Source organism: Paenibacillus tyrphae (genome assembly GCF_027925525.1).
Lineage (GTDB): Bacteria > Bacillota > Bacilli > Paenibacillales > NBRC-103111 > Paenibacillus_G > Paenibacillus_G tyrfis_B.
This window is the reverse complement of sequence record NZ_BSDJ01000006.1, coordinates 150,645-163,061: the sequence shown is the minus strand read 5'-3', so window position 1 is coordinate 163,061 and position 12,417 is coordinate 150,645. Positions and strand designations below refer to the sequence as shown.

The 12,417-nt window shown below is 50.6% G+C and carries 12 protein-coding genes; 5 read left to right on the top strand and 7 right to left on the bottom strand.

Features of this window, described 5'->3' with window-relative positions:
• Positions 1-4 precede the first annotated feature (4 nt).
• Entirely contained in the window at positions 5-499 is a 495-nt protein-coding gene (locus QMG93_RS09475) for an RDD family protein (RefSeq protein WP_281935738.1), read from the bottom strand.
• 170 nt (positions 500-669) lie between these two features.
• The gene (locus tag QMG93_RS09470; RefSeq protein WP_281935736.1) at positions 670-1,860 is read right to left on the bottom strand and encodes an MFS transporter; all 1,191 of its coding nucleotides are present in this window, start codon (positions 1,858-1,860) and stop codon (positions 670-672) included.
• Positions 1,861-1,972: 112 nt separating this feature from the next.
• Between QMG93_RS09470 and QMG93_RS09465 the strand changes: the two genes are divergently transcribed.
• On the top strand, positions 1,973-2,284 hold the full coding sequence (locus QMG93_RS09465) for an ArsR/SmtB family transcription factor (protein ID WP_281935734.1): 312 nt from the start codon (positions 1,973-1,975) through the stop codon (positions 2,282-2,284).
• Positions 2,285-2,357: 73 nt separating this feature from the next.
• Here QMG93_RS09465 and QMG93_RS09460 read toward each other — a convergent pair whose 3' ends face one another.
• On the bottom strand, positions 2,358-2,750 hold the full coding sequence (locus QMG93_RS09460) for a hypothetical protein (RefSeq protein ID WP_281935733.1): 393 nt from the start codon (positions 2,748-2,750) through the stop codon (positions 2,358-2,360).
• Between the two features lie 169 nt (positions 2,751-2,919).
• Here QMG93_RS09460 and QMG93_RS09455 point away from each other — a divergent pair, with 169 nt between their 5' ends.
• The 4 genes from QMG93_RS09455 to QMG93_RS09440 all read left to right on the top strand — a co-directional run bounded on the left by QMG93_RS09455 (position 2,920) and on the right by QMG93_RS09440 (position 7,677).
• On the top strand, positions 2,920-4,524 hold the full coding sequence (locus QMG93_RS09455; RefSeq protein ID WP_281935731.1) for a LytS/YhcK type 5TM receptor domain-containing protein: 1,605 nt from the start codon (positions 2,920-2,922) through the stop codon (positions 4,522-4,524).
• Positions 4,525-4,529: 5 nt separating this feature from the next.
• Positions 4,530-5,273, top strand: a complete 744-nt coding sequence (locus QMG93_RS09450) for a LytR/AlgR family response regulator transcription factor (protein WP_281935729.1) — start codon at positions 4,530-4,532, stop codon at positions 5,271-5,273.
• A gap of 120 nt (positions 5,274-5,393) precedes the next feature.
• Positions 5,394-7,481 carry a carbon starvation CstA family protein gene (locus QMG93_RS09445; RefSeq protein ID WP_281935727.1) on the top strand — a complete coding sequence of 696 codons (2,088 nt, stop codon included), beginning with the start codon at positions 5,394-5,396 and terminating at the stop codon, positions 7,479-7,481.
• Positions 7,474-7,677: a YbdD/YjiX family protein gene (locus tag QMG93_RS09440; protein ID WP_010493609.1), complete on the top strand. Its 204-nt coding sequence runs from the start codon at positions 7,474-7,476 to the stop codon at positions 7,675-7,677. Before QMG93_RS09445 ends, QMG93_RS09440 begins: the two co-directional genes overlap by 8 nt.
• A gap of 40 nt (positions 7,678-7,717) precedes the next feature.
• On the opposite strand, the gene QMG93_RS09435 is transcribed toward QMG93_RS09440, so the two are convergent.
• The 4 genes from QMG93_RS09435 to QMG93_RS09420 form a co-directional block, all read right to left on the bottom strand.
• On the bottom strand, positions 7,718-8,692 hold the full coding sequence (locus QMG93_RS09435) for a DUF4179 domain-containing protein (protein ID WP_281935724.1): 975 nt from the start codon (positions 8,690-8,692) through the stop codon (positions 7,718-7,720).
• A 100-nt stretch (positions 8,693-8,792) separates the two neighbouring features.
• Entirely contained in the window at positions 8,793-9,329 is a 537-nt protein-coding gene (locus tag QMG93_RS09430; protein WP_281935722.1) for an RNA polymerase sigma factor, read from the bottom strand.
• 174 nt (positions 9,330-9,503) lie between these two features.
• Complete coding sequence (locus tag QMG93_RS09425; protein ID WP_281935720.1) at positions 9,504-9,851, bottom strand: hypothetical protein; 348 nt, start codon at positions 9,849-9,851, stop codon at positions 9,504-9,506.
• Between the two features lie 350 nt (positions 9,852-10,201).
• Complete coding sequence (locus QMG93_RS09420; protein WP_281935718.1) at positions 10,202-12,055, bottom strand: fibronectin type III domain-containing protein; 1,854 nt, start codon at positions 12,053-12,055, stop codon at positions 10,202-10,204.
• Positions 12,056-12,417: the final 362 nt, after the last annotated feature.

Sequence of the window (12,417 nt, the reverse complement as noted above, 5' to 3'; positions counted from 1 at the left end):
GCTTTCAAATTTGCCTCACATTCGTATAACCGTTCGCCTGCATTTCGAGCGCATTCTTATCCACCACATAAGTCTTTGCAATCTTATCGTGGAGCGCTTGTTTTTTCTCCGTAAATCCGGCCATGATGAAGCCGACGTACAGAGTACACACGGAAATCAGCTTGCTCCAATATCTGCCGCTCGCCCGCGCGAAAGAGATCCTTTCGTTCCTTTCATCCACCACGACGCTGCCTGTCGCAAGCTTTCCTAACGTCGCCTTCCATTTTGAAGATTCCATGATCGCAAAATACAACCATCCGGTAACAACGATGAGCAGGCCCCGTGCTCCCAAGGCAACCCATACGATGGAAGTAGTGGATTGGGTCGATTTAAGAGCGAATGGAATCATAAGCAGATATTCAAACATTGTAAATACGCTGCCCAGAATCACACTGGCTACATAAAGAATGATTCCATCGAGAATATAAGCGCACAATCGTTTCCAAAATCCCGAATACATTTTCTCTCTTCCTCCCATATCTCTTCGTATTGCCATAATATCTTACTATCTGATCCTATGATTTCCAGATTATTATCGGCAGAAGGTCCGACTTTTTTTAGAAAATCAGGCTCGTTGGCACGAAAAAATGTTCTGAAATCGTTCGAGAGGTGAAAGCGAAATTCATATGCTTATTTCACGGCGGCGGCACTGCGAGATTCGCTTCGCGAACGGGCTGGCAGTACCCCGCTTCGAAGAAACAAGAGCAAGGAGACGATAAAACAAAGAACGGTAAACAGGCTGACCGAAACAAACCCAGAAAAATTAGTGTACAGAACTCCGGCCACAGACGAAGCGATCGTAGCTCCGAAATACATGGACGAATTCGCCAAGGAAGAGATCGTTCCGCGTGCCGTAGAAGACAAGCCTTGCAGCAAGCTCATGATGAGCGGGAAAAGCATGCCCATAATAAAATAAATCAAAAAGTAAGCCAGCTTTATATATGTAAGACTTTCCATAAAGGAGAGGCTTGGAAAGAGCAGGACGAGCGCTACCATCCCCAAAATAAACGAGCTTCTTCCCCCCATCCTCTGCACCACGCCGCTGCCAAAAAAGCTGCTGAGCGTATTGCCCAGGCCCAGAAACAGCAGCACCGTTCCAATCTCAGCGACGCCCAGCCCGAATTTGTCCGAAAGCCAGGTTCCGATAAAGGAGAACGTGGCAAAGTTCCCGAGCTGAAACACAAAATAAGCGAGGAAAGCTTTTTTCGCCCTGGATTCGTGAAGCAGCGCACGATAGCGTCCGACGATGGAAGGAGCTTCCCCCTCGGCCGGCGGCGCCGGAATCGACGGCAGCATCAGAGCAATGAGCATCACGATCATAAACGAGGCGCCCCCGATCGCGATAAACGGGGTATGCCATCCGTAAGCGGCAAGATAGCTGCCAATAGGCACTCCGAGCATTTGTGCAACTGCAAGTCCGGCGGTCGCGATCCCCATCGCTTTTAATACTTTGCCGGATGGTACGACTTGTGGGATAGCCGCCCATACCTGCGGCGACACAAACGCACCGCTAACCCCCGCCAAAAAGCGGAAGAGAAGCATAGTCCAAAAGTCGGCGGCAACCCCGCAAAGCAGCGTAAACACACCGAAACCGGCCATCCCCGCGATCATCACTTTTTTCCGGTTCCACCCGTCCGAGAGAGGCCCGGCAACGAGCGCAAACAGCGCATAGCCTAAGGCGTAGGCAGAAACAATCCAGCCGGAACGTTCGACCGAGACGCCGAAGTCTTCCCGAAGCGTCGGCAATAAAGGCGAAGCGATAAACGTATCGGTGCCGATAATAAACATGATGCAGAAAAACAACACGATGACCCTGTTCAAGATTCATAGCTCCTTTATTTCGTTATTTCGAAAATATTCGAATGATTGAAATATAGCACTCCCTTTGGTATAATTCAACTACCGAAAATTTTTTTATGGAAGGCGATCGATCTTGAGGAAGCTTTATCACCCGCAAGTTGATGAAATTAATTTATCTACCGTGCTCTATGCACTCAGCGACGAGATCCGGCTCCAAATCATCAAAAGCCTGGCGGACCACGGGGAGCAAGCCTGCAACCAGTTTGACATCCCGCTTCCGAATTCGACCCTCTCCCATCACTACAAGGTGCTTAGAGAATCGGGGGTTACGCATACGCGAATCGAAGGAACCCAGCGGTTTGTTTCCCTGCGCTACGACGATCTGAATGTTCGCTTCCCTGGCTTATTGCAGGCCGTTCTTCAGGGGTTGGAGCCCCGAGCATAACCGCTTCCCTGAACGCAAACAGGCCAGCCTTCACAACGAAGGTGGCCTTGCTTTACGTTGAATTGACCATCGCCTAATCCCAGTCCATGTAAAAGGTCGCCGTCAGCTTGCCGCTTGCGCACTCGGGACAATCCAGCTGAACCGCTCTCAGATCGTCCGGCACGGGATGCATCGCTTCCCCGCATTTCCCGCAGGAATAGGCGGTGACAAAATAATCGCGATCCGACTTCATCTCCAGATAAAGCTCATTCCGGAGCGAACGGCATGCCGTACACCGGTATAAGGCGTCATAAGCCTCGTATCGCGTGCTCGGTTCCTTCTCAAACTCGGCGATCCGCTTCTTAAGCGCCGCGTCCTGCACGAATGAAGCGATGGAGTGCAAATACACGTACATGAATCCGATTCCTACAAAAACGTTCGTATGGTAGCCGCAATTCGCGCAATCCAATTTATACGCTTCGCCCATATCCCCTCTACTCCCTCTCCGGAAACCGAAACGACTCTATTATAACAAAAAAAGAAATACAATATTTTCAAAATAACCCCATTTTTTCATCAACCCGGCATTCAATGCGCAGCAAATACGATATAATAGACAACGAATACCAAGATTCCTCTAAAACGGATGTGTAAGGATGCTGCATCTTTTTGTCGATATGCTGGAACGCGTCGGCTTCCTGATTGCGCTGGCGTTCGTCTTCTCGCGGAGCCGGTGGATGCGAAGCTATATGAGCTACCAAGGGGAGGAGGCTCATCCGTGGCGTTTCGTCGTTTTTTTCAGCCTGTATGCGATTCTCGGCACGTATTCCGGGGTAACCGTGACCCCGTATTCGTACCAGCCGGCGCCATGGATCGGCGAAGTCTCCCCCACGGCCGCCATCGCCAACTCGCGGTCGATCGGCGTCGTCATCGCCGGACTGCTCGGCGGGGTGAAGAGCGGGCTGGTCGTCGGCATCATTGCCGGCCTGCACCGGTACAGCCTCGGCGGCTTCGTCGCCGTCGCCTGCATGCTGGCGCCCGTCACTCAAGGTATCCTCGCGGGAATGTGCCGCAATGCCGTCAAACGCCGGTTCCGGCATGCGACTTCGGCCAAGCCGGCGTTTGCCGTCGGCCTGATCGCAGAAGCGGTCCAGATGGCGTTGATCCTGCTGCTGGCGAAACCATGGAACGAAGCGCTCGGGTTGGTCGCGCTGATCGGGATTCCGCAAATTGTTGCGAACGGGATCGGGGTATCCTTGTTTTTCATCGTATATCATACGATGGAAAGCGAGGAGGACCGGATCGGGACGGAGCACGCACGCAAAGCGCTGCATATCGCCGATCTCACGATGCCGCTGTGGCGGTTGGATTTTGACCGGGCGGTCCGGGAAGTTACGCGAACGCTGCACGAGGAGACGAAGGCCGTCGGTGCTTACTTTTACAAAAACGATATGGAATGGGTCAAAGAAGGCCGCAAGACACCGTATTGGGTCGATCTGCCGATGGAAATGCAAAATAAGAAGCTGATCGGCCGCTTCCGGTTGTTTTACGAGCGGAAGCAGGAGGATTCCCCGTCCCGGCGGCGGATGTTGACAACGCTGGCGAGGCTTATTTCGCAGCAGTATGCTTTCGTGGAAGCGGAGCGGCAGGGACAACTGTTGGCCGATGCCGAAATCCGCTCGCTGCAGGCGCAGATGAACCCGCACTTTTTATTCAATGTATTGAATACGGTCAAATCGTTCATCCGCACGAAGCCGGAGGAAGCGCGGCAGCTCATCACGCACCTGTCCAAATTCCTCCGCAAAAATATGAACGGCAGCAGCAAAACGCTGGTCTCGGTCCGCGACGAGCTTGAGCTTGTTACGTCCTACCTGAGCTTGACCAAGGCGCGGCTCGGCGACCAACTGGAGTTTGTGACGGATATTGACGAAGCGGCACTGGACTGCCGCATTCCTCCGTTTACGATTCAGCCGCTGGTGGAAAACGCGATTGTCCACGGGCTCCAAAACATCGGCAGACCCGGCATCATTCGCCTAGGCGTGAAGCAGGAGGCGTACGGCGGACAATACCGAGCCCGGATCACGGTGGAGGACAACGGCACAGGTATGTGCCTGGGCGTGGCGGGGGCGGCGGACGAGCATGCGGGCGTCGCGCTGCGCAACATCGTCCAGCGGCTCAGCTACCATTACGGTACGGAGAAGACGCTGCAGATCGATAGCGCACCGGGGAAAGGCACGAAAGTTAGCTTTTGGGTGAGGTGACAAAAATGGGTTGGAATGTGGTGATTGCCGACGATGAAGCGCCTTCCCGGGAGGAGCTGGCCTATTTGCTGGAGCAGATCGCCGACGTATCACAGGTGACGCAGGCGTTCGGCGGAATGGATGCGATCCGCAAGGTAAAGGAGCAGACGCCGGACGTGCTGTTTCTCGATATGGAGATGCCGGACCTCAGCGGATTGCAGGTGGCCCAAATCGTAGGCGAGCTCGACCCGGGGGTCAAAATCGTTTTTTCCACCGCTTACGATCACTATGCGGTCGACGCTTTCAAGCTGCGCGCGTTTCATTACGTATTGAAGCCGTATGACGAGGACGATCTCGGTGCGGTCTTTCGGGAACTGCGGCTGGCCGCGGAGAAGAGCCTTGCGCCGGATTCGCGCAAGCCCGTGGCGAGAGACGTCTGCGTGAAGCTGGCGCTTGAGTTGGACGACGGCATCAAGTACGTATCGCCGAAACATATCGTCTATATCAGCAAGGAAGGCAAGCGGGTTCAAGTCCATACGGCCGACAAGGCTTATGAAGTCTCGTATACCTTGCAAGAGCTGGAGCAGAAGCTGGCGCCGTTCGGCTTTTTCCGTTGTCATAAAAGCTACCTGGTCCGGCTGGAAGCGATCTCGGAATTGAAATCGTGGGTCAACGGGGCTTACGACGTACGGATGGACGATGCGGCGCGAAGCCGCGTTCCCGTCAGCCGGAATTATGTGAAGGAGCTGCGTTTGAAGCTGGAAATCTGACATTTTGAACCGGGTTCCGGACATCATGCGATCCAAGCGGTTTCCCTCGGGCAAAAGAGCGATTATACTTGTTTGCAAACGCTGCCAAGATGGAAGCGATTCACAGGTGGAGGGAACCGCATGGCTAAAAGCTTGAAATCCATAGGTTTATGGGGACTCGTATCGGTACTCGGCGCCTTCGGATTCGCGACGATTGCGCTGAACCGCGGGGAATCGGTCAACGCCGTCTGGCTGATTGTCGCCGCCGTTTCATGTTATGCCGTCGCTTACCGCTTCTACAGTAAATTTTTGGCCCGCAAAGTGCTCGGTTTAGACGATAACCGCAAGACGCCGGCCGAGATCAACAACGACGGCAAAGATTATGTACCGACGAACAAATGGGTCTTGTTCGGGCATCACTTCGCCGCGATCGCCGGCGCGGGGCCGCTCGTCGGTCCGGTGCTTGCGGCGCAAATGGGCTATTTGCCCGGCACGCTCTGGATCGTGATAGGTGTTATTCTCGGCGGAGCCGTGCAGGACTTCGTCATCTTATTCGCCTCGACGAGGCGGGGCGGCAAATCGCTCGGAGAAATGATCAAGGACGAAATCGGCCCGACCGCCGGAGTGATCGCGATGGTCGGCATTCTCGCCATTATGGTCATTCTGCTCGCCGTTTTGGCACTCGTTGTCGTCAAAGCGCTGATCGGCAGCCCTTGGGGGATGTTCACCATCGCAGCCACTATCCCTATCGCCGTCGTGATGGGAATCTACATGCGGTTTATTCGTCCCGGCCGGGTCGCCGAAGCTTCGCTGATCGGGCTGGTGCTGCTCCTGGGCTCTCTCGTAGGGGGCAAGTACGTGGCGGAAAGCCCGCTGCTTTCCGGTATGTTTACGTTCAGCGGCGAGACGATTGCGATCATGCTGATCGCTTACGGCTTCATTGCTTCCGCGCTGCCGGTCTGGCTGCTGCTGGCCCCGCGCGATTACTTGAGCACGTTTCTGAAAATCGGCACGATCGTGGGACTCGCGCTCGGCATCCTGTTCGTCATGCCGGATCTCGCGATGCCGGCCACGACCAAGTTTATCGACGGCACAGGACCGGTCTTCGCTGGCAACCTGTTCCCGTTCCTGTTCATCACGATTGCGTGCGGCGCCGTCTCCGGCTTCCATGCGCTGATTTCGTCCGGCACGACGCCGAAAATGCTGGAGCGGGAGACGCACGCCCGGCCGATCGGCTACGGCGCGATGCTGATGGAATCGTTCGTCGCCATTATGGCGCTGATCGCCGCCTGTGTCATTACGCCGGGCGCCTACTTCGCGATTAACTCGCCGGCGGCCGCCATCGGCACCGATGCGGTGAAAGCGGCGGCCACACTCACGTCATGGGGCTTTACGATTACGCCGGACGATCTGACCAATTTGGCCAAGGACGTCGGCGAATCGACGATTCTTTCGCGCACCGGCGGCGCACCGACGTTCGCAATCGGCATGGCGCATATTTTGTCCGGGGTCATCGGCGGCAAGGCACTGATGGCGTTCTGGTATCATTTTGCCATCTTGTTCGAGGCCTTGTTTATTTTGACGACGATCGATGCGGGAACCCGGGTAGGCCGCTTTATGATTCAAGAAATTCTCGGCAGCGTCGCCAAGCCGCTCGGCAATACCGAATCGACGCTCGGCAACGTCATCGCTACGGCGCTTTGTGTGGCCGGGTGGGGCTATTTCTTGTACCAAGGCGTCATCGATCCGCTAGGCGGCATCAACTCGCTCTGGGCGCTTTTCGGCATCGCCAACCAGATGCTGGCGGGCATGGCGCTCATTCTCGGCTCGACCATCCTGCTGAAAATGGGCAAGAAAGCGTACGCCTGGGTGACGCTGGTGCCGACGGTCTGGCTGCTCACCATTACGATGACGGCCGGCTGGCAGAAGCTGTTTCACTCCGACGCCAAAATCGGGTTTCTGACCCACGCGCAGCAGTATCAGGACGCGATGAACGCCGGGAAGCTAATCGCTCCGGCCAAAACCGCCGCGCAAATGCAGCAGATCATCACGAACGATTACGTGGATGCCATCTTATGCGGCGTGTTTATGATCATCGTGCTTGCCATACTCCTCGTATCGCTGCGGACTTGGTACCGCGTGCTGAAGGGCCTGCCCGTCGGGCTAAGCGAAGCGCCTTACGTCGCGCGCGGCGCAGACGGCGTCCGGGAGGTGCCAAAGTATGTTTGAGGCGGTCAAGGACGTGCTCAAGTACCGCAGACAGTTCCTCGACTTGCTCGTCGGGGTGCCGAACTATGAGCGGTACGTCGAGCATCGGAAGGAATGCCATCCGGGCGAGCCAATCCAGACGCGGGAGGAGTTTTTCCGCGAGGCGCAGGAAGCCCGATACAACGCCAAAGGCGGCAAAGTTTCGCGCTGCTGCTGAGAGTAAAAAGGCCGGTCCTTAGCGGATCGGCCTTTTTTTGTCATTTGCTTCCATCTTCGGGATTCTCGGGCACCGATACGACAAGCTCCAGTTCAGGGATATACTGTTTCCCTTGCATGCCCCTATCCAAATACGGCTTGACCGTTATTGATTTCGGCCTGGTCGGGAAAGCCTCGTAGCTTTTAGCGGCTTCGCCTTCGAGAGGGTATACATGCCCGCCGTGAGATTCCAGTACATTCCCCTCGTGATCAGCGAGATCAAACCCCATTTCTTCCTGGAGGTGCTTGTCCGCGATGTTAACAACGAGATGGGTTGTGATAGGCGAGATGTCAATTTTGGCGGCTATTTTCCAACTCTCACCCTTATAGATTTTCGTCTCTTCGGATGTGAGTACGGTGTGTCCGGCCATTTTGACGACAGGCACTTTTAATTCAAACGGCCGTTTATACCCTTTTAGCCCCATTTTTACCGTCAAATCGAATTGATCCGGAATATCCCCCGATAAATCGTTAAGCTCCACAAGCACGGATTCGGAAGGCTCTGTGACTTGGTTCGTTCCCAAGCTAAGGCTGCCATAATGACCGGAAGGCAACCAAACCTGAATATTATCAAAAGAACCCTTCTTCGCCGTATCATTCATGATCGAACGCAAATGATATAGCGCGCCTTCGGTACCCTCCGGGGCCGTTCTTGTCAACTCCAGTGCAATTCGTATTCCGTCATAGGACACCTTGGTAGCCGTTATGGTGAAGCCGTCATGGCTTGCACTTTCATTTACGGTTGTCGTGAGGCCCTCCTCTTCGGCCTTCTGAAGCCCGAAATCTCCCGCAAGCTTGAAAATGTTCCCCACGATCGGCAACTTATTCAATGATTCGGCCATCGTTGGGGGGATCAGTACAGGACTCAGGATCAATAATCCCAGAATTGCTGCGGCGACGGCAATGACTAACCCTTTTCGAAGTGGCTTCCGCCTTTTTGTTGTTTCACTGAGAAGCTTGTCTGCTGGTCTCTCCATTTCACGGATCATCCTATACGTATCGTCTAAACGGGAGCGCATCGTTGCCGTGATGTGGTCGGGTAGCTTATTCCTGCATTCGATCAAGTTTTTGTCCAGCTCATTGTGCGCCACAGCTCATCTTCCTTTCCGTACCGTTTCCTAACCAAGATAATAACTGCTTTCTTGCCCTGTGCAGGCGGGTCTTCACCGCTCCTATCGATATCCCGAGCACATCGGCCACTTCCGAGAGAGGGAGATCCTGAAAATAATGCAGGACAATGACGATTTGCAGGTTCTCCTCCAAATGGTCCACCATTTCTCGCAAATCGATATTTTCATAATCCGCCATACCCGAAGGACGGCTGGGAAGCTCGTCGCCCGTCATCAACAGCATCCGCTTCTTCAGCAGTTTATTGCACTCGTTAATCAAAATCCGGTAGATCCACGTCTTGAAAAAAGCAGGATCTTTTAACGTATGCAGCGACTTGTAAGCTTTCAGTATCGCCTCTTGCACGACATCGGCACAATCTGCCTCCTGCTTGACGATTGCCAAGGCCATTCGATACATGGGCAGCTCCAATTCCTTCATCAGATCGATGAATGCTTCGCTATCCCCTGCTTGCGCTTTGAGGACGTAGTCTTCTTTCAAATCCACCAATACAGCCACCTTTCCATAAAAAACGATCCCTTTTGCAAACTTCTTCTCTCTGTTCAATAATTAGATCTTTCAAGTACGGAAAAGGTTACAAAAAAAATAGACCGTCCCAGATAAAGGTAACGGTCTATTTCTCGTTCTTTAACTATGCCGATTTATAATAATAGCATTAAATCATCCCAAAAACTTGATTAAATTCATGTTTCCTGTCGGCCTAATAATTACCCATCCTTTAGGAATAGGCGAGCCTAACATCACCCAAATTTCACGGCCATAAGTGGCGCTCTTGACATTCGTAATTTCGATCATGTTTCCTCCCACTTTTGTAATAACCCATCCTTCAGGAATAGGAGATCCGACCATAACCCATTGGGTTGGGAACGGACTCGAAAATGGCGGTTCCAGCTGAACACTAGAGGATGGAGCCGCTTGAGACGCACTTGCAGCTTGAACATCCATAGATAAAGCCGATATAGCCATCAATGAACATAATGCTAAGATTGCCGTTCTTTTTTTAACCATGAAATACACTCCCTTTCATTTAATTGCTAAATGTTGTTTAAAAACCACTACTGCACGATTTACTGCTAGTCCCCCCTTTCATCCTCCAAATATTTCGTAGGGGATATCCGTATGATATACAATGAACAAAGCACTTTCAACCTTATTTAGTAAATTTTTAAAAAATATTCATAAATTAATTTATATTCCCATCAATAAAAATCCTATATATCCTTAGCCCGGAACCAGTACGCAGTTTTAGAAAATAGCTTGCTCCTTCTTGGTATATACGAAAAAATACATAGTGATTTTCGCTTCATAACAAATGAAAATCCCCACCAGCTAAGCTAGTGGGGACTCTTTATTTTTGCCTATTTATTCGGAGGATAGTTCGTATTTAACAGCATTTGATTAACAATATAAACCAAGTCTTCATCTCTTACGAATTCGTCGCCTGCTTGATTCGCATCATACTTTGAGGGATCGGCATTCGAAGCCAACTGACCGTAATAGTATCCGTCAATTGCAAGATCAAGCAGCGTGTACTCCCCCGATCTGTTGACGTCCTTAACCCCTTCAACAGTTACGGAGTCTTCCGAACAAAATGATTCGTCCAAGTCAAATTCCCGTTCAGTATCAGCTATTCTGCATTTGAGAGCATCAACTTTACCTGTTCCCGCAGTTTTTGCCTTGAATTTGAGCTTGAGAAAAGTTTTTTCATCGTTAATGCCATGCTCTTTACCTTGACTTGCGATAATAAAACGGAGATTTCCATTTTGATCGACTGGCTTATTGTAGATTTTATAACCGGGCACTTCCTCGAACCCAACATATTCCAATATTTTGTTATTATAATTAAGTGTAAAATCTTCCGCATAAATATTCTTCACATTTTTTAGAGCGATGTTCGATGTAAATTCTTGTCCTACCTTTACCTTCTCTTCTGCAATGCTTACAACTAAAGTCGGTGTAGATGTTACTTGAGGCGTCGCAGATACTTCATTGGATGGTTCGCTTTCCACAGTTTTGTTAAGCGCGGTGACCACATAGAAGTAAGTTGTTCCATTAATTACATCACTGTCAGTATAGATGTTGCCGTAAATGTTGTCAGCTACAGTAGTATATGGTCCTCCCGATTTTGTGGAGCGCTTCACGTTATAGCCTGTTGCATTGTCAACAGCATTCCACGAAAGATCTACTTTTGCGTTACCTTCCACAGCTTCCAATTGGGTTGGTTTCGCAGGTGCGACCCGATTGAAATAAACGACTGATTCCGAATGAGCGGATTCGTTTCCCGACGCATCAACAGCCGTAACGGTGAATGTATACGACGTATTTGCTTGGATGCCAGAGACCTGATATGAATTCGTCGTTAAAGGTGCTGAGTTGACCTTCACACCATCTTGGTAAAGATTATAGCCTGCAAGATCCGCTTCACTGTTTGCTTTCCAAGTCAGGTCCACAGTACCCTGAAGGGAACCGGTAACCGCTGTAAGCGAGATGGGTGCTGTTGGGGGAAGCGTATCAAAGTTGATGCTTACCTCGTTAGAAGGTAAGGATTCGTTTCCACTTTTGTCCATAGCAGTTACTTTAAAAGTGTAGGTTGTATTGTTAGCCAAGGATGCCACAGTCGTTCTGTTGTCTACAACTAAAGAAGTGTTTATCTTAACCCCGTTTTGGTATACGTTGTATCCAGCTAGATCGGCAGCCAGTGAAGGATCCCAGCTCAACGAAGCTGAAGCATTCAAAGGCGTTACCTGCAGATTTTTTGGAGCCGGGGGCGGAGTTAAATCATCGTCAGTAACCCATAATCGGAAAAAATCCACCGGAACCGGAGAGCTTGTCTCCTTGTTATAAATTGCTACTTTTTTCACCCCTAAAACGTTTATTGTCAATTTTGATATTGAACTAGGTCCTTTATAAATCACTTCATCATTTTCGTTAAATAATAAAAACCCCTCAGGATTCGAAGGACCAAAGGATTCATAAAAAACCACATTTGCAACCGATGGTAATTCGTACCACATATACGAAAGAGGCGGGATCATTTTTCGGCTTCCCCAACTATTTATAACCTCCCCCAAAGATGAATCGGTAACAGATTTCCCCAGTTTGAACTTAGCGTCCATTAAAATATCTTGTGGTGCTGTTGCAGCAAAAGCACTGAAGGGTAAAATATTAAATAACAAGAAAAAAATTAATCCAACTACAGAATAACGTTTCATACTTTCACCTCTTTTAGTTATCTTTGTTTCTGCTTGAAATTTTTAATGTCATTTTTAAATCACTTTAATTAGATCTCGATTCTAACTAACTCAAAATGCATAAACACTTGATGACATCAATCCAATAATAGCGCCTCCCATTTTTTAATTAAAAATTCGAAAACAACATTAAATTACCATATTTTTTCATTTACGTCTAAGTCAAATTACCCTAATTTACATTTTTTTAGTAGGAACAAGGAATTTCAGAGACTGTAACTCTCCTGGTTCTACTCCCTCAATCCTGTTTATCCGTGTTGCAAATATATTTTCCCAACTGAAAACAAAAAAAGAGACCCGCCAACGGGGCGAGTCTTCAAAGG

Bases quoted from the DNA above. Each gene is read 5' to 3' on its own strand.
- QMG93_RS09435 (WP_281935724.1), bottom strand. From the start codon at position 8,692: ATGGAGAGACCAGCAGACAAGCTTCTCAGTGAAACAACAAAAAGGCGG.
- QMG93_RS09460 (WP_281935733.1), bottom strand. From the start codon at position 2,750: ATGGGCGAAGCGTATAAATTGGATTGCGCGAATTGCGGCTACCATACG.
- QMG93_RS09425 (WP_281935720.1), bottom strand. From the start codon at position 9,851: ATGGTTAAAAAAAGAACGGCAATCTTAGCATTATGTTCATTGATGGCT.
- QMG93_RS09440 (WP_010493609.1), top strand. From the start codon at position 7,474: ATGTTTGAGGCGGTCAAGGACGTGCTCAAGTACCGCAGACAGTTCCTC.
- QMG93_RS09475 (WP_281935738.1), bottom strand. From the start codon at position 499: ATGTATTCGGGATTTTGGAAACGATTGTGCGCTTATATTCTCGATGGA.
- QMG93_RS09420 (WP_281935718.1), bottom strand. From the start codon at position 12,055: ATGAAACGTTATTCTGTAGTTGGATTAATTTTTTTCTTGTTATTTAAT.
- QMG93_RS09455 (WP_281935731.1), top strand. From the start codon at position 2,920: ATGCTGCATCTTTTTGTCGATATGCTGGAACGCGTCGGCTTCCTGATT.
- QMG93_RS09445 (WP_281935727.1), top strand. From the start codon at position 5,394: ATGGCTAAAAGCTTGAAATCCATAGGTTTATGGGGACTCGTATCGGTA.
- QMG93_RS09450 (WP_281935729.1), top strand. From the start codon at position 4,530: ATGGGTTGGAATGTGGTGATTGCCGACGATGAAGCGCCTTCCCGGGAG.